Below are 24,208 nucleotides of genomic sequence, written 5' to 3'. Positions count from 1 at the left end.
CAGGTCCGACATCCCTGTAACCAAACGGTAATAGAGCCCTTCCATACTAAGGTTCGTTTTGAGACTATGGAGCCAAGCTTATGAAACTGCATCAAGCCACCGTGAGCGTGGCCTTAATGGCGGGCCTTACCGCCGGTCCGATCGCGCGCGCCGTCGATACGGTCGATCCCAATCTCATGGAATACACAAAGGCGAGCGGCGTTTCCGGGAATCTTTCCAGTGTCGGGTCGGACTCGCTCAATAACCTCATGACCCTCTGGGCGGAAGAGTTCAAGCGGTTCTACCCCAATGTCAACATTCAAATCCAAGGCATGGGTTCTTCGACCGCGCCACCGGCGCTGACGGAAGGGACCGCGAACGTCGGACCGATGAGCCGGGCGATGAAAGACGTGGAGATCGAGGCCTTCGAGCAAAAATACGGTTATAAACCCACGGAAGTGGCGGTCGCGATCGACGCCCTCGCCGTCTATGTGCATAAGGACAATCCAATCCAAGGTCTGTCGGTGCCGCAGGTCGACGCTATTTTCTCGGCGACGCGAAAATGCGGTCACGGCGAGGATGTGGTGAATTGGGGCCAGCTCGGATTAACTGGCGAGTGGGCCGCGCGGACCGTGCAACTCTATGGGCGCAATTCGGTGTCGGGGACCTACGGATATTTCAAGGAAAACGCGTTATGCCAGGGCGACTACAAGGACACCGTCAACGAGCAACCCGGCTCGGCCTCGGTGGTCCAAGGTGTCACCAAGTCGCTGAACGGCATCGGCTACTCGGGCATCGGCTACAAGACCTCGGGGGTGAAGACGGTGCCCTTGGCCAAGACAGAAGGCGGCGAGTTCGTTCCGGCCACCTCGGAAGAAGCAGTGAGCGGCAAGTATCCGCTCTCACGGTTCCTGTTCGTGTACGTGAACAAGCACCCCAATAAAGCGTTACCTCCGTTGGAGGGTGAATTCTTCAAGATGGTGCTGGCCAAAATTGGTCAGAGCGTGGTGCTCAAGGATGGTTACATACCGCTGCCGGCCGTGATCGTCGAAAAGCAACTGGCCCTGGTGTCAGGATCGCCGCAGGCAATCGCCGAATAACCACTTTAAAGACTGGATCCAAAAGACCTTCTCCGGTAGAAGACCTCGGCCTCGCCTCGGCGAGGCCGCTTTTTTGTACCTATGGGCGTAAACTATCAATAAATCCTAAGAGACGCCGCGTGAACGAGGCCAGCCTGAATAACCTAGAGGCGATCGAGGGTGCCGGTGCGGCATCGCGGCTACGCAATTGGCGGTTCGTCAAGGACCGTTGCCTGCGGTACGTCATGGCGTTCGGCGGGATCTGTGTCATCGTCGCCGTCCTGTTGATCTTTGTTTACCTGCTTTCCGTCGTATTGCCGATGTTCCGTGCGGCCGCGCTCGAAGCGCGGGCCGAGTACGGCGTTCCCGGAGGCGCCGATGCCGAGACCTTATATCTTGGGACCGAGGAATACGCCGAAATCGGGCTGCGCCTCACGGCCCGCGGGGAAGTGATCTTTTTCGCGACCGGTGACGGCCGCGTGCTCGACGCGAAGCGGCTGCCTGTCCCCGCAGGCGCTAAGATCACCGCCGTCGCGGCCGGGGAGCGAAGTCAAGGCGCCGTGGCCGTCGGTCTTTCGGACGGCCGCGCTTTGCTGTTCCAAGCCCAGTACCTTATTACCTACCCCGGCGATAAGCGGCGAATCACCCCGGGTGTGCGTTATCCGCTCGGCCCGGCACCGCTGAAGCTCGCCGAGGACGGCCAGGCCCTCACCCGCCTCGCGGTGCAGTCCCATGAGGACCAGACGACCTTGGCCGCGACGACCGAGGGGGACCAGGCGATCCTCGTGAGCTTCAGGACTTCGCGTTCGTTGCTTGGTGATACGACGGCTGTCGAGCGCAAGGCGGCGGTCATTCCCGACCCCGAGGGCGGGGTGACCCACCTCGCGTTGAACGTCAAACAACGTGATCTGGTGTTGGCGAGCGCGGAGGGATTCCTGCTCTACTATGACATTACCCACACCCCGCACCTGATTGATCGGGTAAACGCGGTGTCCGATGGCGCGCGCATCACGGCGCTGGAGTATTTAAGCGGCGGGTCCTCGGTGTTAACCGGCGATTCGCGCGGGCGCATCACTCAATGGTTTCCCCTACGCGCTCAAGACAACCGGTATTCACTCGCCCGAGTGCGGGATTTTCGCGATCAGGCGCACCCCATTACCGTCATTGCCGCCGAATACTTTAGAAAGGGGTTCGCGGCGGCCGATGAGAGCGGGAGCATCGGTCTCTACCATGCGACCGCACACCGCACACTGTTGGTGACTAAGGCCACCGGCCAAGCGCTGAGCCATGTGGCGATGACACCGCGGGCCGACGCTCTGATGACGCTCGACTTCAGTCAGCAGTTGCGTTTCTATACCGTTCATAACGAACACCCCGAGGTCTCCTGGAGCTCGTTGTGGGGGGATGTGTGGTATGAGAGCCGGCAGCAACCGGAATTCATTTGGCAGTCATCCTCGGCGGCCGGCGACTTCGAGCCGAAATTCAGCCTCACGCCGCTGGCCTACGGGACTCTCAAGGCCTCGTTCTACGCGATGTTGTTCGCCATTCCCATCGCGGTCATGGGCGCGGTGTATACGGGCTACTTCATGTCCCCGGCCATGCGCGAGATCGTCAAACCGACCGTCGAGATCATGGGTGCCCTTCCCACCGTGATCCTTGGCTTTCTCGCGGGCCTGTGGCTGGCGCCGCTGGTGGAGCAACATCTTCCCGGCGTCTTTGCCGCACTCCTGATGACGCCGCTCGCGATGATTCTATGCGCCTGGGTTTGGTCACGGCTGCCGCCGAGCTGGCGGCAAGCGATCCCAGACGGCTGGGAGGCGGCCATGCTCATGCCGGTCATCGCCATGTCGATCATGCTGTCGATGGGGCTCAGCGCACCCTTGGAGGCATTCCTGTTCGCCGGCGATATGCGCGGCTGGCTGGGCCGCGAGCTGGGGTTGGCCTTCGACCAGCGCAATTCGCTCGTGGTCGGAATCGCGATGGGGGTGGCCGTGATCCCGCCGATCTTCTCCATCAGCGAAGATGCAATCTTCAGCGTGCCGCGGCACCTCACGCTGGGATCGCTGGCTCTCGGGGCGACGCCCTGGCAAACCTTGGTGCGGGTGGTGCTGCTCACGGCCAGTCCCGGAATTTTCTCCGCCTTGATGATCGGGATGGGGCGGGCGGTCGGCGAGACCATGATCGTGCTCATGGCGACCGGGAATACGCCGATCATGGACTTCAATCTCTTTACGGGCTTCCGGGCCTTATCGGCTAATATTGCCGTCGAGATGCCGGAATCCGAGGTCAACAGCACGCACTACCGGGTGTTGTTCTTGGCCGCGTTGGTGCTGTTTGCCGTGACGTTTGCCACTAACACGATTGCGGAGTTGGTCCGCCAGCGGCTCCGATCGAAATACAGCAATCTATGAGCGCGGCGCGGCGATCTTTCGAGAGATGAAATCCTTACGCGCCTGGTTCGAGAGCGGCAGCCCCTGGGTGTGGCTGTCGGCGGGCGCCGTCAGCCTGTGTTTGATCGTGGTCCTTGGTCTCCTATACCTTATCGCCGTAAACGGTCTCCCCCATTTTTGGCCTGCTAGGATTGCTGAAATCGATTACCGCGACGCGGATGGCGCTCGCCAGATTCTGATCGGCGAGATGGTCGATCGGGAACTAAAAACCGACGCTGAGCTAGCGTCCGGGGGCGAGGCGCAGGTCCTGATGAAACTCGGGAACCGGGACATCTACGGGCTTGACTTTCGGTGGGTCTCCGAACGCCGGATCACCCGCCTCGAATACCCGCGCGAGATCGTTGCCGTCGAACGCGAGGAATGGGGCAATCTCTATGGCTACTTGGCGGGCGTGGAGGAAGGCGGACGGCGGGTCGTGACCGCAGGCCATCCGATCGCCGAGCTGCGCGCGCGGCTCGGCCGCAGGCATGAGCTTAAGGCACGGATCCGCCATGTCAAGAAGGACCTCATTGGCGGAGTCAATCATGAGATGGAGAGTCTGCGCTTGCGCCAGCGCCGCCTCGAGCTCGACGGTGTTAAGGAGCGAGCGCCTTTCGCGGCCATCCGTGACTCTCGCAAAGCCTTGGAAGCCGAATACGAGCGCTTGAACGGCGATCTGGCGAAGCTTAATGAGGACATCCGCCGCGACGGCATCGTGGTGCGCGTCGCCGGCGGACAAGAGGTGAAGCTGCCCGTGGCCAAGGTCATACGGGTGTATCAGCCCAATCGCATGAGCGCCGCCGAGAAGCTAGGGCATTATATGGAGAAAATCGGCGAGTTCGTTAGCGAAGACCCGCGGGAGGCGAACACCGAAGGCGGCATCTTCCCGGCGATCTTCGGCACCGTATTGATGGTCTTGATCATGGCCATCGTCGTGACCCCATTCGGGGTGGTGGCGGCGGTCTATCTTCGGGAGTACGCCAAGCAGGGGATGTTCACGCGCATCATCCGCATCGCCGTGAACAATCTCGCGGGCGTCCCATCCATCGTCTACGGTGTGTTCGGTCTGGGGTTCTTCGTTTATTTCGTGGGCGGATCCATCGATCGGTGGTTTTTCCCCGAAGCCCTGCCCGCTCCGACATTCGGTACGGGGGGCTTGCTGTGGTGCTCGGTGACACTGGCGCTGCTTACGGTCCCGGTCGTCATTGTCGCCACCGAGGAAGGTTTGGCGCGCATCCCGAGCGAATTCCGCGAAGGCAGTTATGCCCTGGGGGCGACCAAGGCCGAAACCCTCTGGCGCATCGTGCTGCCGATGGCCAGCCCGGCGATCATGACCGGCTTGATCTTGGCGGTGGCGCGGGCGGCCGGCGAGGTGGCCCCGCTCATGATGGTGGGGGTGGTGAAGCTGGCCCCGTCGCTCGGCTTGGATGGAATCTTCCCCTATCTGCACCTCGACCGCAAGATCATGCACCTCGGATTTCATATCTATGATGTCGGCTTTCAAAGCCCCAATGTCGAGGCGGCGAGGCCGCTCGTTTATGCCACGGCGCTGTTGCTCGTGCTCGTCATCGTGGCACTGAATCTGACGGCGATCCGGGTCCGGAACCGCTTGCGGGAAAAGTACCGTGCCGCCGAATATTGAGGTGAAGACTATGGACACAGCCGATGAGCGGCGGACCGCGCCCTCGCCGCTGACTCACGGGTTCGACCCGAAGCTCTTGCAACGTACCGATCCCGAGGTGACACCCGAGGCGGATGTCAAGGAATGCCTGGGCGTCCAGGGGCTCAATCTCTACTATGGGGAAAAACGCGCGCTCAACGCTATTACGATGTCGATCCCGGAGCGCCAAGTGACGGCTTTTATCGGCCCCAGCGGCTGCGGAAAATCGACGCTGTTGCGCTGCTTCAACCGCATGAACGATCTCTACGACAGCGTGCGCATCGAAGGGGCGATCCATTTGCAGACCAAGAATATCTACGATCCGGACGTCAACGTGGCCGATCTCAGGCGCCGCATCGGGATGGTGTTCCAAAAGCCCAACCCCTTTCCGAAATCGGTCTATGAAAACGTCGCTTACGGCCTGCGGCTTCAAGGCATCAACAAGAGGCGGACCCTCGATCAGGCCGTGGAACGCTCGCTCAGGGCGGCGGCGCTCTGGGATGAGGTGAAAGACAGGATGAACGAAAGCGCCATGGCCCTTTCCGGCGGACAGCAACAACGCTTGGTCATTGCGCGCGCGATCGCCATCGAGCCCGAAGTATTATTGCTGGATGAACCCGCCTCGGCCTTGGATCCGATCTCGACGCTGAAAATTGAAGACTTGATGTACGAGCTGAAGTCGCAGTACACGATCGTCATCGTCACGCACAACATGCAGCAGGCGGCACGGGTCTCCGATTATACGGCGCTCATGTATGTGGGCGATCTCATCGAGTTCGACGACACGAAGGTGATCTTTACCAACCCCAAGAAGAAACAGACCGAGGACTATATTACCGGCCGTTATGGTTAAGCCGTTGCCGTGCGTAGAACGATGTAATATCCACTCACTCCAGAGGCTGTGCTTATGACCGCGACGAAACTCCCGCAACACATCTCCCATCAGTTCGATAACGAGCTCGAAAACATTCGGGCCAGCGTCTTGGAAATGGGTGGGATGGTCGAAGAGCATCTGAATAAAGCGATAGACGCGCTGACTCAGGGGAACCCGGGATTGGCCGAGATCGCGGCCAGCAATGACTTTAAAGTCAATGCAATGGAGGTCGCGATCGACCGGGCCTGCGCGGAGATCCTGGCACGGCGGCAACCCGCAGCCAGCGATTTGCGGCTGGTGCTCGCCATCACACGCATCATTACTGACCTAGAACGCGTCGGTGATGAGTCCAAGAAAATCGCGCGTGTGGTGATGCGCTTGACGGAAACAGAGGGCCCGAAAGCCTATTACGTAGGGGTCGTCCACATGGGCAGGCACGTGCAAGCAAATCTCCACGATACGCTCGATGCCTTAGCGCGCATGGATGCCCAGGCAGCCCTGGGTATCGCGCGTAAAGACCTTAGCGTGGATCTCGAAAACGATGCCATCATGCGCCAGTTGATTACCTACATGATGGAAGACCCGCGCAGCATCACGCGCGTCCTGGATACGGCCTGGGCGGTAAAATCGCTCGAGCGGATCGGCGACCACGCCAGTAATATTTGTGAAAGCATCATCTATCTGGTGGAGGGCAAGGACATCCGCCACAAAAGCTATGAAGTGACCGACTCAAGCGAGGCCGGGCTTGGCGTGGAAAACAATTCGTAGCGGATAATGCTGTACTTAAGCGCTCATGATTTACGGCAACGACGGACGTATGCTCATGTTGGACCAGGAACAAAACGCCCTGTCTTGCCCGTCATTCCGGCGCAAGCCCGGAATCCAGTTGGTGGGGGCAAAGCCGCAAGCGCAGCGCCGCGGTGCCGCTCAACCGAGAGTTGGAAGGCCGCACCGTGCCCGAGATCGAGCTACCACCTTGGCCACAACCGGCCTGCCAGGCCTGCGGGGGACGGCTGCGCTTCCATAGCTCACGGCGCATCCCCCGCCGTCCATTGATGCCCACAAACGTCGGACCACCCGGCTCGACACGATCCCCAGCCGATGGGTAGCCCATAGCAACTTGCAAACGCCCGCGCTGCAGCGCCCGGTGTTTTCTTCGCGTCACGGCCTCCCTTTGCCTGCTATCGCTAATCCCACCCTGAAAGGCATTATTAACAGTTCCCTAAACCCGATTACGATACCCAACACCCAGATCCGACCGCCCTCTACTCCGGCTATCTCCAGCTCCCGATGCCCATAGCCACCACATCGCCCACCCTTCACCGAAGCAATCCCCTTAATAAAGACCCCACCCAACACCGGGCTTCTTGAACATTGGATTGAAACGACCATCCATGGTCGTCTCAATCCTTACTGGTTAGGCATCTGTTTCATTGCTGCTGCGTTTGGTGGTCGGTGGAAACCACCACCATGTTGCCGCTACAAGCAGACCAAAGAGCGAGTAGCCAAGTGTGAAGACCCAAGATGGAGCCTCATAGTACAGAAGCCGCTGGAGCCAATGCTCGATGAAACTACCGCTGTAGGTTGCTACACGAGCCTTCGTACGTAGCCACATTTCCAGCGAAGTAAGTGGACAGGTGGCCCCGAACCAGGCCTGTGCTACGACGACGGCGATAGCTGCCAGGTGCGCAAGCCGGAACCATAGGGCATTGACCCACCGCCAGGCGCTGAGGTTGCCGATGATCGTAAGAATGAGGCCTCCAACGACGAAGGCAACGATGGAGAAGTGAAGCGTGAGCACAACATCAGCGAGCAGCTGATACGGCGGGTCGTCATGCACTTGGATGCCTAACCATTGATTCACTTGGCATTCCCTGATAATGCGATATTGGTGGGGTTTTCAGGCAGTTTTGCCCGATGCCCATTATCAGCAATCTCAGGGCGCCATGACGGAGACCTTAATATGCCTGACGCGACGCGAAGTCAACAACCCAAACTCCTCGATGAAGTCCGCAAGGTACTCCGTCTCCACCACTACTCCATTCACACCGAGCGATCCTATGCGGAGTGGATCGTACGATTCGTCCGTTTCCACGGCATGCGGTCCCGCAAAGCCCTCTTCCCCGCCGAACCCAAGATCGAGTCGTTCCTGACCGACCTGGCGGTGAATGGAACGTCGCTGCCGCCACCCAGTACCAGGCCATGAATGCCCTGGGGTTCCTCTACAAGCGCGTCCTCAACCACACCTTGGAGGGCCGCATCAATGCCGTACGCGCCAAGAAGATCAACGTCCCCGTTGTCGTGACACGCGAAGAGGTCGCCGCGGTCATCTCTCTGCTGGACGGAACCGCCCAACTGGTTGCCAAACTTCTCTACGGGAGCGGCTTGCGCATCATGGAAGCCGTCCGGATCAGGGTCAAGGACATCGATTTTCAGATGGAGCAACTGACCGTGCGTTCGGGCAAGGGCGACAAGGACCGATTCACCACCTTTTCCCGCCACGCTCAGGCCTTTGTTCCCGGAATCTCTCCGTGGACCCTCGTGCTGGCATCACCCGTCGCCATCATGCTGACCCCAGCGTCATCAACAAGGCGATCAAGGTGGCGGTGCGCCGTGCCGGTCTGACGAAGCAGCAGGGTGGCCAGGGCGTTCCGAATCCCTTGGACGATCTCGGCGTTTGATCTTCATCCTTTCCTGTCTGCCTAACGGGCGGAAATCGCGCGCACAGCAGGTGGGTCCGCGTAAAAAGGGATAACGATGATCGTTATCCTGCCCCATGAGGCCTATGGATGCTCGACGGGGACCCCGGATCCCTGCTCGAAGGACGAGGCCCGGGTCATGAATGTGTAGTTCCCTTCGACCGCCATGAGGCTTATCAACACAAGCAAACAAAGCGGCGGCACCAACATGGCGTACATCAGGGCCAGCCGCTCCCAGCGCATGTGCATGAAGACGGCGACTATCAGCCCCGCCTTCATCAACATGAACACCAGGATCAGAGACCACCTGAGGTAACCCTGAAATTGGAAGTAGTCGACGAGATAAGAGAACGTGCTGAGAACAAACAGCAATCCCCAGATCCACAAATAAACGCTAATCGGATGTTGTTGTCCTTCTACGTGAGCCATGTTATCCCCTACCAAAGATAAAAGAACGCAAAGATGAATACCCACACCAGATCGACGAAGTGCCAATACAGACCCATGATTTCGACCACCTCGTAGTTCCCCTTCCTGCCGGTCATAAAACCCGGCCTCTGGCGATCTAAATCTCCCCGCAAAACCTTTATCGCCGTGATGATCAGGAATATCACGCCGACCGACACGTGAAAGCCATGGAAGCCCGTGATCATGAAAAAGCTTGCGCCAAACTGGGCCGCGCCCATGGGATTGCCCCAGGGGCGTACCCCCTCTTCCACGATCAGCTTGGTCCACTCAAAAGCCTGCATGCCGACGAAGCTGGCGCCAAATAGCGCGGTCACCACCAACAAGATAAAGGTCATCTTCTTATTTTTTTCATAACCGAACTTGACGGCCATGGCCATCGTCCCGCTACTGCTGATCAAGATGAAGGTCATGATGGCGATCAGGACGAGGGGGATGTGATGTCCCGCGATCGTCAACGCGAAGACCTCACTGGGATTGGGCCAAGGGACCGTGGTGGACATGCGCACGGTCATATAACTGGTTAAAAAACAGGTGAAGATAAAGGTATCGCTGAGGAGGAAGATCCACATCATGGCCTTGCCCCAGGGGACCTTTTTAAACGCCCGCTGGTCCGAGGACCAGTCGGCGACGATGCCTTGCAAGCCTCCAGGCAGAGGAGGGGATGCTCCCGCACTTGTCAGCACAGAATGCGTCATATACTTTGATTCCCGTTACGTAGACAACAGCAGACCGAACAAAATCAGCCAAACCACGAGCAGAAAGTGCCAGTAAACGGTGCACAGCTCCACGCTCAAGCGCACGTCCGCCACTTCAAAGCCGCGCCACACCTTGGCGGTGGTTCTGCCCCAGACCCACAGACCGCCCAACAGGTGCAAGCCGTGCAGCGCGGTGAGCAGGTAAAAGAAATCGCTTGCGGGGTTCGTCGCTACATAAAAACCCGAGGCGTTCAGTTGTCGCCACGCCCAAAGCTGTCCTGCCAGAAAGGCAAAGGTGAAAGCGCCTGCGGCAAGCAGGCCGACTTTCACGCCGCCTATCTGCCCCCGTTGTGCCGCCGTTCGTGCCCGTTGAAAGCAGGTACTTCCCAGGATCAGCAGTGCCGTGTTCCACCACAGCACCAACGGATCGTCGAAGGTAGTCCAGTCCGCTCCCATCCTGCGCATGAAGTAGGCGCTGATAAAGAGCGCAAACAGAGACGTGGCAACAGCAAGAAACACGCCAAGCCCGACTTTCACTGGGGGCAGGGATACCGCACTTTCGCCGCGAAGGTTTTCGATCGGGTGCTGCTGCTCGATCCAGGGCTTGGTGTTTAGCGTTCGCCGCAATAGCCACCCTACAATAATGGCCAAGATTGCGGCCGTAACCACCAATGCGATGGTCACGACTACGTTTCCTCGAGGCCCCTGGTTTTCTGACCCGTCGGCTGGTTTTGCGGTATAAAGTCCTCATCGGCGCCTGGCACGCTATAGTCGTAAGCCCAGCGATAGACCACCGGTAGCGTGGGGCCAAAGTTGCCGTGTTTGGGCGGGGTATCGGGGGTTTGCCACTCCAGGGTGGTGGCGCCCCAGGGGTTGCCACCCGATGGCTTGCCTTTGAAATAACTCCAGACCAGGTTGTACAAAAACACCACTTGGATGGCCCCCACGATCAATGCCGCGATGGTGATACCGGCGTTCAAGGAGTACGCCGATTCGGGAATAAAATCAGTTTTTCCCATGGCGTAATACCGGCGGGGCACGCCCAAAAAGCCCAGGTAATGCATGGGATAGTAAATCGCATAACTCCCGATGAAGGTGGCCCAGAAGTGAAACTTGCCCAGGGTATCGTTCAGCATGCGCCCGGTGATCTTGGGGTACCAGTGGTAGATCGCCCCGAACACAACCATGATGGGCGCCACGGCCATCACCATATGGAAGTGGGCGACCACGAACATGGTGTCCGAAAGCGGGAGATCCACGGTCACGTTACCCAGGAACAGGCCCGATAACCCGCCGTTGATAAATGTGAAGACGAAGCCGATGGCAAACAGCATGGGGACGGTGAGGTGGATGTTACCCCGCCACAGCGTCAGCACCCAGTTGTAGACCTTGACGGCGGTGGGGATGGCGATGACCAGCGTGGTGATGGCGAAAAAGAAGCCGAAGTACGGGTTCATGCCGCTGACGTACATGTGGTGCGCCCACACCACGAGGCTCAGGACGCCGATGGCCAGGATGGCCCACACCATCATCCGATAGCCGAAGATGTTTTTTCTCGCATGCACACTGATGAGATCGGAGACGATGCCGAAGGCAGGTAGAGCGACGATGTAGACCTCGGGATGGCCGAAGAACCAGAACAGGTGTTGAAACAAAATCGGGCTGCCGCCCCCGTAATCAAGCTGTTGTCCCATCGAAACGATGGCGGGCATGAAGAAACTGGTACCCAGCAAGCTGTCCAAGGTCATCATGATGCAGCTGACGAACAAGGCGGGAAAGGCCAACAGCGCCAGGATAGTGGCCATGAAAATGCCCCATACGGTCAAGGGCAGGCGCATCATCGTCATCCCCCGGGCGCGCGCCTGCAACACCGTCACCACATAGTTCAAACCACCCATGGTGAAACCGACGATAAAGAAAGCCAGGGAAACGAGCATCAAAATAATGCCCCAACTCGCCCCCGGAGTGCCCTCGAGGATGGCCTGGGGCGGGTACAGGGTCCAGCCGGAACCCGTGGGCCCGCCGGGCACGAAGAAGCTCGCCACCAGTAACAGCACGGCGAACAGATAGACCCAGTAACTCAGCATGTTGACATAGGGGAAAACCATATCGCGGGCGCCGACCATCAGCGGGATGAGGTAGTTGCCAAAACCCCCTAAGAAAAGCGCGGTGAGCAGGTAGATGACCATGATCATGCCGTGCATGGTGACAAACTGCAGGTAATTGCTTGGGTCGATAAAGGAAAAGGTGTTCGGGTACCCCAGTTGCAACCGCATGATCCCCGACAACACCAAAGCCACCAACCCCACCGCGATCGCGGTGATCGAGTACTGGATGGCGATGACTTTGGCGTCTTGGCTCCAGATGTACTTCCCAATGAAAGTTTTCGGATGGTAGAGTTCTACCTCTTCAACTTCGGCAGGTGGGACGTAATCCGATTCGTCATGTGCGACGTAAGCCATTAGAATTTCCTCTTCGCTAATTCTTCATTACTCAACGCCCAGCGGACCGGCCATCACAAGGTATTGATGTAAGCAACGAGGTCATTGATTGCCTGATCGTCAACCAGAATGTCGGCCATGAGGCCCATCTGCGGACCGTACATGTCTTGTGGGTGGGCGCCGCGTATACCTTGTTTGAAATTTTTCAACTGAGTAATCATATACCAATCGCTCATACCCGCATGCCGCGGGGCATTTGCGGACCATCTGCCCTGCCCATTAGGACCGTGACAGGCCCCACAGGTCGCATAGATCTTTTTACCTCTGGCTGCATCCCCGTTTACCGTGGCGGGGGCGGGATTATCGGGCAGCGTCTTGATATAAGCGACGACATTCTCTATGGCGACGTTATCCACCAGCGTTGCCGCCATCGGAGCCATCATTCTACCGAACACATCCTTGTCGTGCGCACCCCGCGCACCTTGCTTGAAGTATTTCAATTGCCGTTTCATGTACCAGTCTTCCAGTCCGCTCAACTTCGGCGCATTCAGCGCAAGATTACCCTCTCCTTGCGGGCCATGACAGGCCGCACACGCGGCATAGAGTGGCTCGCCCTCTACTGCATCGCCGGCCGCTCGAGAGGAAGATTGCGCGAACGTAGGGTGGCTGCTTAACCACGTTTGAAACGCGGTCTGTTCCTCTACCACGACGCTGCCGCGCATGGCGAAATGCCCAATGCCACATAATTCTTCACAGAGGATCTCAAATTTCCCGGTCCGGGTGGGGGTGAACCACAAATAGGGGACCATGCCCGGCACCAGATCCATTTTGACCCGGAACTGTGGCACTGCAAAGTTATGCAGAACGTCCGTGGAGCGGAGCAACACCTTGACCGGCTTGTCGATAGGGAGATGTAGCTCGTTGCTGGCTATCAGCACATCGTCCTGTCCACTGGGGTCGTCCGGATTTATACCAAAAGCATTTTCAACGCTAACGTATTTGGGATTGACCGTGCCCAGCACGCCATCCTTCCCGGGAAAGCGAAAGCTCCAGTGCCACTGCTGGCCAATCGCCTCAATCACCGACGCTTCTTTCGGTACCTCGACAAATTTCGCCCATACAAACAAGCCGGGTGCCAACATGGCGACGACGCCTAGCGTGGTCAATCCGATGAGCCACCACTCCACCTTCTTGTTCTCGGGTTCATATTTCGCCCGCCTTCCCTTCTGGTAACGGTAGCGGAATACGGCATAGGCCATAAAAAGATTGATCGCGACGAAGACAAACCCCGTGACCCAGAACGTGATCGTTACTGTGTCATCGATCATGCCCCAGTTGGAGGCGATCGGTGTGAAATACCACGGGCTCAGGAAATGAAACAGGACGGAGACAACGACCATCAACACCAACACAATCGCAACAGCCATGACTTGTTAAATCGCTCCTCGCCTATCGTGTGATATGTCTCGCCGCTCGCTCCGCGGCTCCTGGCGCTCGGGTTGCTCGCGACGATCCGTTCACATGCTCTCAGTTTTGACTTCCCACGAATCGTCTCGCGCGGTATTAGGTATCTAACCACTTACACCGGCGGCCGACGCACATTATGCTGAACAACATCCCGGAATTCCAGATCCTGATTTAGTATGTAATGTTGGCAACGCCCGTGAAAGTGCATATTCAGTACGGACCGAAACCCGAACATCTCGCCGCGCTGCGCGAGTGCCTGCACCCGGAAATCCGGTTGACGGTTGGAGATGTTCCGCCGCGGCCGGCCGATTTCGAAATCCTCGTCCACGGATTTCCAAGCCGCGCGGATATCACGGCGAGCCCGAAGCTGCGTGCTTTGATCGTTCCGTGGGCGGGCGCCCCGATCGAGACCCTGGATCTCATGCGGACTTTCCCCGGCATTCCCGTCCATAGCCTGCACTATAACGTAGGGCCCACCGCGGAGATGGCGATCGCGTTGTTGCTCGCGGCGGCCAAGATGATCGTGCCGTTCGACCGTAATTTCCGCCAGCACCGCTGGGCTTCGCCCTTCCAGGATACGCCGGGCGGTGTGGCTCTCGAGGGAAAGACCGCGCTTATCCTCGGCTACGGACGCGTGGGACGCCGTGTGGCGAGCACCTGCCGCACCTTCGGCATGCATGTGATGGCGACGCGTCAGCATCCCGAACCCGCGCCTCCCGATGAGGTCTACGCTCCGGAGGCGCTGCCGAGCCTCCTGCCGAACGCTCACGCGCTCATGCTCTGTGTGCCTCACACCCCGCGCACGGACGGGTTGATCGGCGAGAAGGAGCTAGCGTTGCTCCCACCCGATACGGTGCTGGTCAATGTGGCTCGCGGCGCGATCGTGCAAGAAGACGCATTGTATCGCGCACTCAAGGCGAGGAGGCTGTTCGCGGCGGGACTCGACGTGTGGTACCGTTATCCTACCGAGGCCGAGCGGGAAGTCGGTGTCGCGGCCGCCCCGTCAAGCTTCCCGTTTCAAGATCTGGATAACGTCGTCATGAGCCCCCATCGGGCGGGCTGGTCCGAAGAAACGGAGATCGCGCGCGCCGTCCATTTGGCCGCTTTGCTCAACGCCGCCGCGCGCGGGCAGCCTATGCCCCACCGCATCGATACTCACGCGGGCTACTGATCCTCGGCGCGACTCGGTCTACTCCGAGTCCTGGTCGAGCCGCAGGGCCGCGGAGTTAATGCAGTAACGCATTCCCGTCGGCGCCGGGCCATCGGTAAAGACATGGCCGAGGTGGGCGTCGCAGGCGCCGCACAGGACCTCGGTGCGCCCCATGTCGTGGCTAGTGTCGGTTACGGCGCTCACGCTGTCCTTCTGCGCGGGCGACCAAAAGCTCGGCCAACCGGTGCCCGAATCGAATTTGGTCTTGGAATCGAAGAGCGGTGCGCCACAGCAGACGCAGCGATACATGCCGGGCTCCTTGCAGGCATGGTAGGCGCCCGAAAACGGCGGTTCGGTCCCGTTGGCACGGCAAATGGTGTACTGCTCTCTAGTGAGCAGCGAGCGCCATTCGGCCTCTGTCTTAGTGATTTTCATGCAAGGCTCCGTGTAGACGTTAGCTCAACAGTCGCGGAACACCACGGTAAGAAACGCGGCTTGGCCGGCGGCGCGGGCGATAAACTCGCGCTGGATGGCGTAGGCCTCTTGTTCGCGCAAACGTGAATCCCGGCAGCCGGTCGGATCGAATTTTCCGCTCAGGTCTTGGAGATAATGTACCATCTCATGCACGATCAGCCCGCGGGTCGATACGGTATCTTGAGCTTTGAGACGCTCATCAATGTAAATCGTGCCCTGGTTGTCATACCAGCCGATGGCGCCGCACTTCTTTCCGCCGCAGGCGTGCTCGACGAAAAACCGGTGCGGGGCATATTCGATGACGGGTAGGTGAGCGGGGCTGGGATAATGGGACAACATCACGGCCCAACTCATCAGGGCCGCGATCGCATCGGTGGAATCCATCTCCAATACCTCCTCGGCGCCTCGGCCGTGGTCCGGTTCGTAGGTTGCGGCCGCCGCGCGGCTAGTGATCTGTAACTCAAATAAGCTAGAAAATACAATCGGCGCCGAAAACCAGATCCGTCATTCCCGCGGAAGCGGGAATCCAGCGCCGGTCGATGCTCCCTATGGATTCCGGCTCGCGTCCGCTGCGCGGACTTGGCCGGAATGACGGGTATGTGTTATGCGGCGTGTTTCTGTGACACTCCCCTAGTGATCCCGAGCGATTCCGTCGCCGGGTTAGGCATCGATCCTACGCCGCTTACTCCCTTGCGGGAAGAAGCGCCTCCAGCGCGTCCCAGTCCAAGTGATTGCGATCGATTTTTAGATACACGATCCCATCCTCGCTGACCACGACCGCTTCGGCGACGCCCGCCAGGCCGCCGAGCTTTCCTGCGAGCGTTCCGGCCTCGGTGCTCGAAAGTTGACCAACCTTGACCATGTGATTGCTGAGGTGCCGCGGAAGGCGGGTGCCGATTGCGATCAGGAACCAGAGCGCGGTGATCATGGTACAGAACGCGAAAACCCCGGCGATCCCGAGTTTCCCGAGCAGCCAGCCGCCCAGCGCTCCGCCGATAAAGATCCCGAGGAACTGCGACATCGCATAGATCCCGAGGGCCGTGCCGCGCCTATCCGCGGGCGCCACGCGCGACACTAAGGCGGGGAGGTGCGCCTCCAGGAAGTTGAAACCGCTGAAGAAGAGAGCCACCAGCAGCAAGAGTGGCGCGTAGGCGTTGTGAACGAAGAAAAGTCCAAGTTCCGCGCTTCCGAGGAGGCCGATGGCGCCGAGGAAGATGGCTTTCCCCTGCGCGCCTCGATCGGCCAGGCGCAGAAGAAGCGCCATGACGAGGAACGAGATCAGGAGGGCGGGCAAATACACCCGCCAGTGATCGGCGCTCGCGAGGTTCGCATGGTCGCGCAAGGCTATCGGTAGCGCGACGAAGCTGGCCGTCAAGCTCATATGCAACAGCATGATGCCGGCGTCCAGACGCAGTAGCTCGGGATGCGCTAAAGTCGCGCGAAGGTGGCTCAATTGGGGCTCGCATTCGCGGTGAAACGTGCTGCGCTCGGGCGCGGGCACGGCGAGGAATAAGACCGCGAGGGCAGCCAGCGCCAAGGCGGCCGAGATCCAAAACAACCCCTGCAAACCTACCCGCGCATCGAGCACGGGCCCCATGACAAAGGCGCTGGCGAAGGCGAGGCCGATGCTGATGCCGATGAAAGCCATGATCTTGGTGCGTTGTTCTTCGCTGGTGAGATCGGCCGCCAAGGCCATCACCGCGGCGGAGATGGCTCCGGTGCCTTGCAGGCTGCGGCCCAGGATGACGCCGAGGACGTGATCGGAGAGGGCGGCGGTGGCGCTGCCGATCGCGAATAACACCAGCCCCGCCGCGATGACGGGCTTGCGCCCGAGCCGGTCGGAGAGGCTTCCGAACGGGATCTGAAACAGGGCCTGGGTTAGACCGTAGGCGCCTAGCGCGAGGCCGGTGAGAAGCGGGGTTGCGCCCGCGAGTTGGGTGGCGTACAAGGAAAATACCGGTACGATAAGAAAGAGTCCGAACATCCTGAGCAGAAAGATCGCACTGAGCGAAGCCGCCGCGCACAATTCGACCGTGCTCATTTTCTGGCCCGATGGCGCCATGCCGTTTTGCCTCATCGCCGCGATCATCCTTAAAATTCAAACTTTGCTTGCTTGGGTAGCGTAACGCTTCATGGAAACCATTCGCATCCGCGGCGCGCGGACGCATAATCTAAAGAACATCGACATCGACTTGCCGCGCGGCGCCCTCACCGTGATCACGGGCCTCTCGGGTTCGGGCAAATCCTCCTTGGCCTTCGATACCATTTATGCCGAGGGTCAACGGCGTTATGTCGAATCGCTATCCGCCTACGCGCGCCAGTTCTTATCCATGATGCAAAAGCCGGATGTCGATTCTATCGAAGGCCTTTCACCCGCTATCGCCATCGAACAGAAATCCACTTCGCACAATCCACGCTCGACGGTGGGGACCACCACCGAGATCTACGATTATCTGCGCCTACTGTTTGCGCGGGTCGGGGAACCCCGTTGCCCGGAGCACGGTTCGGTGCTCGCGGCGCAGACCATCAGCCAAATGGTGGACCAAGTGGTGGCCGAGCCCGAGGGCACGCGCTTGATGCTGCTCGCACCGGTGGTCCAGGGCCGCAAGGGCGAGCACCGCGACATCCTTGACGGACTCGGCAAGCAAGGCTTCGTGCGCGCCCGCGTCGACGGCCGCGTGATCGATCTCGACGAGCCGCCGGCGCTGGCATTATACAAAAAACATGCAATTGAGGCGGTGGTCGATAGGTTCAAGGTGCGGGCCGATCTCGAGCTGCGTTTGGCCGAATCGTTCGAGACGGCGATTAAGGTCTCCGGGGGCGTCGCCCGGGTCGCATTCATCGACCATCCGGAACGCCCCGAGCTGGTGTTTTCGGCGCGCTTTGCCTGCCCGCATTGCGCCTATAGCATCGAGGAGCTCGAGCCGCGCCTGTTCTCCTTCAACAATCCGGCCGGGGCCTGCCGCGATTGCGACGGGCTCGGGATCGCCGAATTCTTCGACCCCGCGCAGATCGTGCGGCACCCCGAGTTGAGCCTGCCGGGCGGCGCCATCCCTGGATGGGACCGGCGCAATGTGCATTATTTCCAGCTCATGTCGGATTTGGCCGCGCACTATGACTTCGATCTCGATACCCCGTTCAAAGACCTATCCGAAGCGATCCAACACCTCATCCTTGAGGGCGGAGGGAGCGAGGCGATCGCGTTCCACGATACCGACAGCGAGGGTGCGACACGGACGCGCCGCCACCGCTTCGAAGGGGTCATTCCGAACTTGAAACGGCGCTACCGGGATACCGAATCGAACCTGGTCCGCGAGAAGTTGCGCAAGTATATCAGCACCAAAGCCTGTCCGGCGTGTGGCGGCACACGCCTCGGCACCCAGGCGCGTTCGGTCTTCGTCGGCGGCTTGCGCTTGCCCGAAATCACGGCGATGACGGTGGAGAAGGCGCGGGAATTTTGCGAGGCTCTCCGCATCGACGGTTATAAGGGCGAGATCGCGGCCAGGATTGTGAAGGAAGTGAGCGCCCGGCTCCGGTTTCTGGTTAATGTCGGGCTCGACTATCTCACGCTCGATCGCAGCGCGGATTCGCTCGCAGGCGGAGAAGCCCAGCGGATCCGCCTCGCAAGCCAGTTGGGCGCCGGCCTGGTGGGTGTCATGTACGTGCTCGACGAGCCCTCGATCGGTCTCCACCCGCGCGATAATCGGCGCCTCCTCAATACGCTTTGTCACCTCCGTGACCTCGGCAATACGGTGATCGTGGTCGAGCACGATGAGGAAGCGATCTGGGCCGCGGACCACGTGCTCGACATGGGACCGGGCGCCGGGATCCACGGCGGCCGGGTGGTCGCCGCCGGTCCAGCGGCGGCCGTGGCGCAGCATACCGAATCGCTGACCGGCCAATATCTCTCCGGCCGGCGGGCGATCGCCTTGCCGCGCGTCCGGACTCCCGCCGATGGCAGACCCGCGTTATACCTGTATGGGGCCCGGGGAAACAATCTCAAGTCGATAGACGTGGAGTTTCCCTTGGGGCTCATGATCTGCGTGACCGGCGTGTCCGGATCGGGGAAGTCGACGCTCATCAGCGACACTCTGTATCCGATCGCGGCGCGGCGCTTGCACCAGGCGCATATCGAGCCGAAGCCGTATGCCGAGGTCGAGGGGATCCAATGGCTGGATAAGGTCGTCGACATCGATCAAAGCCCCATCGGGCGCACCCCGCGTTCCAATCCCGCCACTTACACGGGTCTATTTGCTCCGGTGCGCGAGCTTTTTTCCGCCACGCAGGAAGCGCGTTCGCGCGGCTATATGCCGGGCCGCTTCAGCTTCAACGTCAAGGGCGGGCGCTGCGAGGCCTGTCAGGGCGAGGGCATGATCAAGGTCGAGATGCACTTTCTCCCCGACGTTTATGTGGCGTGTGATCTCTGCAAGGGCTCGCGTTATAACCGCGAGACGCTCGATGTCAAGTACAAGGGCAAGAATATTGCCGAGGTTCTCGAGATGACGGTGGAGGAGGCGCGGGCCTTCTTTGACCCCGTTCCGGCGATTGCGACCAAGCTCCAGACCTTGATGGAGGTCGGGGTTTCTTACCTCAAGCTCGGCCAAAACGCGACCACGCTCTCGGGCGGGGAAGCCCAACGCCTGAAGCTATCGCGCGAGTTGTCGCGACGCGATACCGGCGCCACCTTGTACATCCTGGACGAGCCCACGACCGGTTTGCATTTCCACGACATCGAGCAATTATTGCACGTGCTCCATCGGCTTCGCGATCGCGGCAATACGGTGGTGGTCATCGAGCACAACCTGGAGGTGATCAAGACCGCGGATTGGATCATCGATCTCGGGCCGGAGGGCGGGGAGGGCGGCGGCCGGATCGTCGCGGCGGGTACGCCCGAGATGCTGGCGGCCGACCCGCGTTCCTACACCGGGATGCATTTAGCGCCGGTGCTGGCGCGCCACGCTCCGAAAGAATCGCCTGCCCTAAACGCGCAGCCGGCCTAGCTAGGAACGGTGGCCTCCGGGCGTCGCAAAATAAACCCCTCCCCATTGTACGGAGAGGGATAGGAGGGGGCAGAGGCAAAACGCACTCCCGAAGCGGCGACGGTGCAGCGTCCTACGGCTCAACACCCATACTCATGCCTTTTGCGGTTAGCTAACGCGCTCGGCGTAGCTTTCGGCGGGGTCCGAGCTCGCTTTCGTAGAGGCGCTTCACGCCATCTCCCAGCGATGTTTCGATATCCCTGATGTTTCTTACCAGGCGCTCGAACCCTCCGATCTCGACCGAGGCGGCTTGGTCCGTCCCCCACATGGCTCGATCGAGCGTGATGTGGCGTTCGAGGAAGGTCGCGCCCAAGGCGACCGCGGCGAGCGAGGGGGCGAGGCCCACCTCGTGACCCGAGTAACCAATCGGCACCTCGGGATACATGCCCTTGAGCGTCTGGATCATGCGCAGGTTAAGCTCGTCAAGCCCACAGGGATAGGTCGATGTGGAGTGGGCTATCAACAGGTTTGCGGCGTTACCGATGGCGTTCACCGCCGCGGTGATCTCGTCCAACGTGGACATGCCGGTGGAGAGCATCACCGGCCGCCCTGTCGCGCGAGCCTTGTTCAGCAACGGTAGATCGGTGAGCGCCGCGCTCGCCATCTTGTAGAAGGGTGGATCGAAGTGCTCCATGAAATCCACGGAGGCCTCGTCCCAACACGAGGCGGTCCAGTCGATCCCGAGCGTTCGGCAGTAGCGATCGATCTCCGCATACTCCGGCCGGCCGAGTTCGACCTTGTGCCGGTAGTCGATGTAGCTCATGCGGCCCCAGGGCGTATCGCGCTCGATGTGCCACTGGTCTTGCGGCACACAAAGCTCCGGAGTGCGTTTTTGAAACTTGATCGCATCGGCCCCGGCGCGCTTGGCACCCTCGATGAGCCGCTTGGCGATCTCGACCGAGCCGTTATGGTTGATGCCTATTTCGGCGATGAGGTAGACCGGCTCCCCGTCACCGATCATGCGTCCTCGAATGTTGACGATTGGGCGTGACATACGCTTCGTTCTCCTACTATTCGGTAGGGTGCTACCAGACCGTAAACCCGCCGTCCACGACCAGGTTCGCGCCGGTCATATAGGCCGAGGCATCGGAGGCGAGAAAGACGAGCGCCCCCATGTAGTCCTCCGGTGCGGCCATACGCCCCAACGGCGTGCGCCGCGAGTACTCGGCAATGAAATCATTGTCCTGCTCGTTTTCGACACCCCCGGGTGACAGCGCATTGACCCGCACCCCGCGCGGCGCCCAATAGGCGGCCAAGAAACGCGTGAAGGCGAGCACCGCGCCTTTGGTCGTCGGATAGACCGGTGACTTATAAAATCGCTGCTGGCCGTGACGGTCCCGGTACAGGGACTGGTCCGGCGCCACGAGCCCATAGGTCGAGGCAATGTTAATGATACTGCCGTGGCCGCGCGCCGCCATCCGCGCGCCGATGATCTGAGAGCACAAGAATACCCCGGTAACATTAACGTCTAATGACCGTTTCCAGTGCTCCAAGGGATAGTTCTCGAATTGCGAACCCTCAAGCGCCACCGACGGGCTTTCGAAGCGGTCGTCGACGGCGGCGTTATTGACCAGAATGTCAATTTGACCGGTGCGGTCGAGCACCGCATCCAATAGCCGCCGCACGGATACGGGATCGGTGACGTCCGCCGCATAAGCGAGTGTGCCCTGGCCAAGCTCATGGGCGACGGCCTCGCACGCGGCTTGCTCCAAATCCGTCGCGACCACCACCGCGCCCGCTTCGGCTAAAGCCTTGCAGTGATAACGGCCCAGGAGCCCCGCGGCACCGGTGACCACGGCCGTTTTACCGTGCAGGGAAAAACGCTCCAGTGTGTTCATGGGAATTTAGAATGCCTCAAAGTCATCACCTCGATAGCCTGAACAGCCAGGCAATTTCCTGAGAGGCAGTTGCCAGAACTACCCCAACAATGAGCCAGACGATTCCAACAACCTCTATATGCAAATTTCCCGCTCCGAACGATTCCAGTCGATCGCGTATCTCTTTATCGGATGCATCGCGGACTAGCTTTCCGCCTCAATCTCTTTTCCCCACTTTGTTGCTTCCGTTTGCACTTGCGCTTGTGCGTCAAGCGCGAGGCGTTTGACGGTCTCGACGTTCTTCTCAAGTGCATTGAGGTGATCCTCAACCTTTGGTTCAGGTGGTAACCCGTGCCAACCGTACGCGTAGCCAGAGCCCATGGATTCACTGGAGGCAACTCCAGTTAGTCCAATAGTGCGCGATTCTGCCGTCCACCGCGGGAAGCGCTGCATCCAGTTTTGGAGCATCTCAATCAAGCTTGGACGCTGGAAAACACGACGCTTGTCACGCAAGCCGACGGCAACCGTCAAAATGCCAAAAATCTCAAGAAAGATTCCCGTATAGCGAACGCGATCATCAGCGCTTCCGGGAAGAAACATCGCTACTAGCCCAACTGCGCCAATAACGGCAAATGCGCCCCATGCAGGCCAAGCTTCCCACCACCACCTCCCTAGCGCCCGAAGCCACTGCATCATGCGTTTCATCATTGCGTTCCGAAGCTACGTGATGCCTAAACGAACAAGCTCACCGGGCGCGACGCTAGGCGCTCCGGCGCAGCGCCTGGTTGGGCCAGTCTCATGACGCAATGAAACGCCGAAGGAAGCGATCTTCCTCGTCTTTGTTCTTACAATGATAAGTGCCACTAATCATTTAGCGTAACGTTTCCCCATTTGGGACCGATTTTTTCTTCGCCCTTGGCCAGATCGGTTGCCCCGGAGCTCTTCTTCGTTAATACCGCCCTTTGGCATTGGGTTGACGGTCCAAGTTTCTGCAAGGTTGACCGTAGAGCCGTCGGACGCCGACTGAATAGGCGTTCCCGAATCCAAGGTGACGCGGTATGCGCGTGGAGCCGGCGGGTTACGTGGCGCCCGCGCCTAATCCGACCCCCGACTCAGCCCCCTATTAACCCGTCGCGTAACGCCGCTGGCCGGTCGCTTTCGGGACTACCCGCACCGCGCAGTACTTAAACTCGGGGATCTTCCCGAAAGGGTCCAAGGCGTCATTGGTGAGGAGGTTCGCGGCTGCCTCGTGGTAGGAGAAGGGCATGATGACGGTCCCGCGTTGAATACCGTTGGCAGTACGCGCGGGACCTTCGATGGCCCCGCGGCGCGATGCCACGATCAATACATCACCGTCTTTGCCGCCGATCGAGGCCAAATCCTCGGGGTTGATGTAAATCGATGCCCGCGGCTCGATCGCATCAAGCACCACCGAGCGCCGCGTCATGCTGCCCGTATGCCAGTGCTCGAGCTGCCGGCCGGTCAAAAACACGAACGGGTAATCGTGATCGGGAAGCTCGGCGGCTTTGGTGTAAGCCGCGGGAACGAATCGGCCTTTACCGCTCTTGGTCGGAAATCCGTCTTGAAACAGGATGGGTTCGCCCGGATCGCCTTCCTGCTCGCAAGGATAGGTGACCGAATCGTCTTTCTCCAAACGCTCCCAGGTGATCCCGGCCATGCTGGGCGCGGCCTTGCGGATCTCGGCGAACACCTCGGCCGGGCCGGAATACGACCAATCGAGACCCAAGCGGCGGGCCATTTCTTGAATGATCCAGAGATCCTGGCGGGCATCGCCCGGCGGGTCAATCGCCTGCCTTCCGAGCTGCACGCGCCGGTCGGTGTTGGTGAAGGTCCCGGTCTTTTCCGGGAAAGCCGAGGCGGGGAGCACCACGTCCGCGAAACCGGCGGTTTCCGTGAAGAAGATATCCTGGACCACC

Annotated in this window: 23 protein-coding genes; 9 read left to right on the top strand and 14 right to left on the bottom strand. The window is 59.8% G+C overall.

Going from position 1 to position 24,208, the window contains the following annotated elements; translation table 11 throughout:
* Window positions 1–80: 80 nt before the first annotated feature.
* The 5 genes from M3436_06680 to phoU all read left to right on the top strand — a co-directional run bounded on the left by M3436_06680 (window position 81) and on the right by phoU (window position 6,789).
* Window positions 81–1,079 carry a phosphate ABC transporter substrate-binding protein PstS family protein gene (locus tag M3436_06680; protein ID MDQ3563824.1) on the top strand — a complete coding sequence of 333 codons (999 nt, stop codon included), beginning with the start codon at window positions 81–83 and terminating at the stop codon, window positions 1,077–1,079.
* 119 nt (window positions 1,080–1,198) lie between these two features.
* Window positions 1,199–3,469 (top strand): ABC transporter permease subunit, encoded by a 2,271-nt coding sequence (locus M3436_06675; GenBank protein MDQ3563823.1) that lies wholly within the window; start codon window positions 1,199–1,201, stop codon window positions 3,467–3,469.
* Between the two features lie 13 nt (window positions 3,470–3,482).
* Window positions 3,483–5,129, top strand: a complete 1,647-nt coding sequence (gene pstA / locus M3436_06670) for a phosphate ABC transporter permease PstA (GenBank protein ID MDQ3563822.1) — start codon at window positions 3,483–3,485, stop codon at window positions 5,127–5,129.
* 10 nt (window positions 5,130–5,139) lie between these two features.
* On the top strand, window positions 5,140–6,000 hold the full coding sequence (gene pstB, locus M3436_06665) for a phosphate ABC transporter ATP-binding protein PstB (protein ID MDQ3563821.1): 861 nt from the start codon (window positions 5,140–5,142) through the stop codon (window positions 5,998–6,000).
* Window positions 6,001–6,054: 54 nt separating this feature from the next.
* Window positions 6,055–6,789 carry a phosphate signaling complex protein PhoU gene (phoU, locus tag M3436_06660; GenBank protein ID MDQ3563820.1) on the top strand — a complete coding sequence of 245 codons (735 nt, stop codon included), beginning with the start codon at window positions 6,055–6,057 and terminating at the stop codon, window positions 6,787–6,789.
* A 91-nt stretch (window positions 6,790–6,880) separates the two neighbouring features.
* Here the strand turns inward: phoU and M3436_06655 are convergent, their stop codons facing one another.
* A complete protein-coding gene (locus tag M3436_06655; protein ID MDQ3563819.1) occupies window positions 6,881–7,186 on the bottom strand; it encodes a hypothetical protein in 306 nt (101 codons plus the stop codon).
* A gap of 252 nt (window positions 7,187–7,438) precedes the next feature.
* On the bottom strand, window positions 7,439–7,885 hold the full coding sequence (locus tag M3436_06650) for a DUF2784 domain-containing protein (protein ID MDQ3563818.1): 447 nt from the start codon (window positions 7,883–7,885) through the stop codon (window positions 7,439–7,441).
* 99 nt (window positions 7,886–7,984) lie between these two features.
* Between M3436_06650 and M3436_06645 the strand changes: the two genes are divergently transcribed.
* Both M3436_06645 and M3436_06640 read left to right on the top strand, forming a co-directional pair.
* Window positions 7,985–8,227, top strand: coding sequence for a phage integrase N-terminal SAM-like domain-containing protein (locus M3436_06645; GenBank protein MDQ3563817.1), 243 nt, complete (start codon window positions 7,985–7,987; stop codon window positions 8,225–8,227).
* A complete protein-coding gene (locus M3436_06640) occupies window positions 8,224–8,646 on the top strand; it encodes a tyrosine-type recombinase/integrase (GenBank protein MDQ3563816.1) in 423 nt (140 codons plus the stop codon). Before M3436_06645 ends, M3436_06640 begins: the two co-directional genes overlap by 4 nt.
* A 158-nt stretch (window positions 8,647–8,804) precedes the next feature.
* Here the strand turns inward: M3436_06640 and M3436_06635 are convergent, their stop codons facing one another.
* The 5 genes from M3436_06635 to M3436_06615 are packed head-to-tail and all read right to left on the bottom strand — an operon-like array spanning window position 8,805 to window position 13,751.
* On the bottom strand, window positions 8,805–9,149 hold the full coding sequence (locus M3436_06635) for a cytochrome C oxidase subunit IV family protein (protein MDQ3563815.1): 345 nt from the start codon (window positions 9,147–9,149) through the stop codon (window positions 8,805–8,807).
* Window positions 9,150–9,157: 8 nt separating this feature from the next.
* On the bottom strand, window positions 9,158–9,883 hold the full coding sequence (locus tag M3436_06630) for a heme-copper oxidase subunit III family protein (protein ID MDQ3563814.1): 726 nt from the start codon (window positions 9,881–9,883) through the stop codon (window positions 9,158–9,160).
* Window positions 9,884–9,898: 15 nt separating this feature from the next.
* Entirely contained in the window at window positions 9,899–10,567 is a 669-nt protein-coding gene (locus tag M3436_06625) for a cytochrome c oxidase subunit 3 (GenBank protein ID MDQ3563813.1), read from the bottom strand.
* Window positions 10,568–10,569: 2 nt separating this feature from the next.
* Window positions 10,570–12,345 carry a cbb3-type cytochrome c oxidase subunit I gene (locus M3436_06620; GenBank protein ID MDQ3563812.1) on the bottom strand — a complete coding sequence of 592 codons (1,776 nt, stop codon included), beginning with the start codon at window positions 12,343–12,345 and terminating at the stop codon, window positions 10,570–10,572.
* Window positions 12,346–12,398: 53 nt separating this feature from the next.
* A complete protein-coding gene (locus M3436_06615) occupies window positions 12,399–13,751 on the bottom strand; it encodes a c-type cytochrome (GenBank protein MDQ3563811.1) in 1,353 nt (450 codons plus the stop codon).
* Between the two features lie 236 nt (window positions 13,752–13,987).
* Here M3436_06615 and M3436_06610 point away from each other — a divergent pair, with 236 nt between their 5' ends.
* Entirely contained in the window at window positions 13,988–14,962 is a 975-nt protein-coding gene (locus tag M3436_06610; protein ID MDQ3563810.1) for a hydroxyacid dehydrogenase, read from the top strand.
* 18 nt (window positions 14,963–14,980) lie between these two features.
* Here the strand turns inward: M3436_06610 and msrB are convergent, their stop codons facing one another.
* The 3 genes from msrB to M3436_06595 form a co-directional block, all read right to left on the bottom strand.
* Window positions 14,981–15,376, bottom strand: a complete 396-nt coding sequence (gene msrB / locus M3436_06605) for a peptide-methionine (R)-S-oxide reductase MsrB (GenBank protein ID MDQ3563809.1) — start codon at window positions 15,374–15,376, stop codon at window positions 14,981–14,983.
* Window positions 15,377–15,400: 24 nt separating this feature from the next.
* Window positions 15,401–15,799 (bottom strand): hypothetical protein, encoded by a 399-nt coding sequence (locus M3436_06600; protein MDQ3563808.1) that lies wholly within the window; start codon window positions 15,797–15,799, stop codon window positions 15,401–15,403.
* 298 nt (window positions 15,800–16,097) lie between these two features.
* A complete protein-coding gene (locus tag M3436_06595) occupies window positions 16,098–17,456 on the bottom strand; it encodes an MFS transporter (GenBank protein MDQ3563807.1) in 1,359 nt (452 codons plus the stop codon).
* Between the two features lie 91 nt (window positions 17,457–17,547).
* On the opposite strand from M3436_06595, the gene uvrA reads away from it, so the two are divergent.
* Window positions 17,548–20,415 carry an excinuclease ABC subunit UvrA gene (gene uvrA, locus M3436_06590; protein ID MDQ3563806.1) on the top strand — a complete coding sequence of 956 codons (2,868 nt, stop codon included), beginning with the start codon at window positions 17,548–17,550 and terminating at the stop codon, window positions 20,413–20,415.
* Between the two features lie 151 nt (window positions 20,416–20,566).
* Here uvrA and M3436_06585 read toward each other — a convergent pair whose 3' ends face one another.
* The 4 genes from M3436_06585 to M3436_06570 form a co-directional block, all read right to left on the bottom strand.
* Entirely contained in the window at window positions 20,567–21,448 is an 882-nt protein-coding gene (locus M3436_06585) for an N-acetylneuraminate synthase family protein (GenBank protein ID MDQ3563805.1), read from the bottom strand.
* A gap of 31 nt (window positions 21,449–21,479) precedes the next feature.
* Window positions 21,480–22,292: an SDR family oxidoreductase gene (locus M3436_06580; GenBank protein ID MDQ3563804.1), complete on the bottom strand. Its 813-nt coding sequence runs from the start codon at window positions 22,290–22,292 to the stop codon at window positions 21,480–21,482.
* 183 nt (window positions 22,293–22,475) lie between these two features.
* Window positions 22,476–22,871 carry a hypothetical protein gene (locus tag M3436_06575; GenBank protein MDQ3563803.1) on the bottom strand — a complete coding sequence of 132 codons (396 nt, stop codon included), beginning with the start codon at window positions 22,869–22,871 and terminating at the stop codon, window positions 22,476–22,478.
* Window positions 22,872–23,394: 523 nt separating this feature from the next.
* The coding region (locus tag M3436_06570) for a molybdopterin-dependent oxidoreductase (GenBank protein MDQ3563802.1) at window positions 23,395–24,208 on the bottom strand (814 nt) is incomplete at its 5' end.

It is taken from the genome of Pseudomonadota bacterium (genome assembly GCA_030859565.1).
Lineage (GTDB): Bacteria > Pseudomonadota > Gammaproteobacteria > JACCXJ01 > JACCXJ01 > USCg-Taylor.
This window is presented reverse-complemented; position numbering and strand designations above follow the sequence as displayed.

Excerpts from the sequence above, each read along its gene's own strand:
- M3436_06680 (MDQ3563824.1), top strand. The coding sequence starts at position 81 with ATGAAACTGCATCAAGCCACCGTGAGCGTGGCCTTAATGGCGGGCCTT.
- pstB (MDQ3563821.1), top strand. The coding sequence starts at position 5,140 with ATGGACACAGCCGATGAGCGGCGGACCGCGCCCTCGCCGCTGACTCAC.
- phoU (MDQ3563820.1), top strand. The coding sequence starts at position 6,055 with ATGACCGCGACGAAACTCCCGCAACACATCTCCCATCAGTTCGATAAC.
- M3436_06645 (MDQ3563817.1), top strand. The coding sequence starts at position 7,985 with ATGCCTGACGCGACGCGAAGTCAACAACCCAAACTCCTCGATGAAGTC.
- M3436_06640 (MDQ3563816.1), top strand. The coding sequence starts at position 8,224 with ATGAATGCCCTGGGGTTCCTCTACAAGCGCGTCCTCAACCACACCTTG.
- M3436_06635 (MDQ3563815.1), bottom strand. The coding sequence starts at position 9,149 with ATGGCTCACGTAGAAGGACAACAACATCCGATTAGCGTTTATTTGTGG.
- M3436_06630 (MDQ3563814.1), bottom strand. The coding sequence starts at position 9,883 with ATGACGCATTCTGTGCTGACAAGTGCGGGAGCATCCCCTCCTCTGCCT.
- M3436_06620 (MDQ3563812.1), bottom strand. The coding sequence starts at position 12,345 with ATGGCTTACGTCGCACATGACGAATCGGATTACGTCCCACCTGCCGAA.
- M3436_06615 (MDQ3563811.1), bottom strand. The coding sequence starts at position 13,751 with ATGGCTGTTGCGATTGTGTTGGTGTTGATGGTCGTTGTCTCCGTCCTG.
- msrB (MDQ3563809.1), bottom strand. The coding sequence starts at position 15,376 with ATGAAAATCACTAAGACAGAGGCCGAATGGCGCTCGCTGCTCACTAGA.
- M3436_06600 (MDQ3563808.1), bottom strand. The coding sequence starts at position 15,799 with ATGGATTCCACCGATGCGATCGCGGCCCTGATGAGTTGGGCCGTGATG.
- M3436_06595 (MDQ3563807.1), bottom strand. The coding sequence starts at position 17,456 with ATGAGCACGGTCGAATTGTGCGCGGCGGCTTCGCTCAGTGCGATCTTT.
- uvrA (MDQ3563806.1), top strand. The coding sequence starts at position 17,548 with ATGGAAACCATTCGCATCCGCGGCGCGCGGACGCATAATCTAAAGAAC.
- M3436_06585 (MDQ3563805.1), bottom strand. The coding sequence starts at position 21,448 with ATGTCACGCCCAATCGTCAACATTCGAGGACGCATGATCGGTGACGGG.
- M3436_06580 (MDQ3563804.1), bottom strand. The coding sequence starts at position 22,292 with ATGAACACACTGGAGCGTTTTTCCCTGCACGGTAAAACGGCCGTGGTC.
- M3436_06575 (MDQ3563803.1), bottom strand. The coding sequence starts at position 22,871 with ATGTTTCTTCCCGGAAGCGCTGATGATCGCGTTCGCTATACGGGAATC.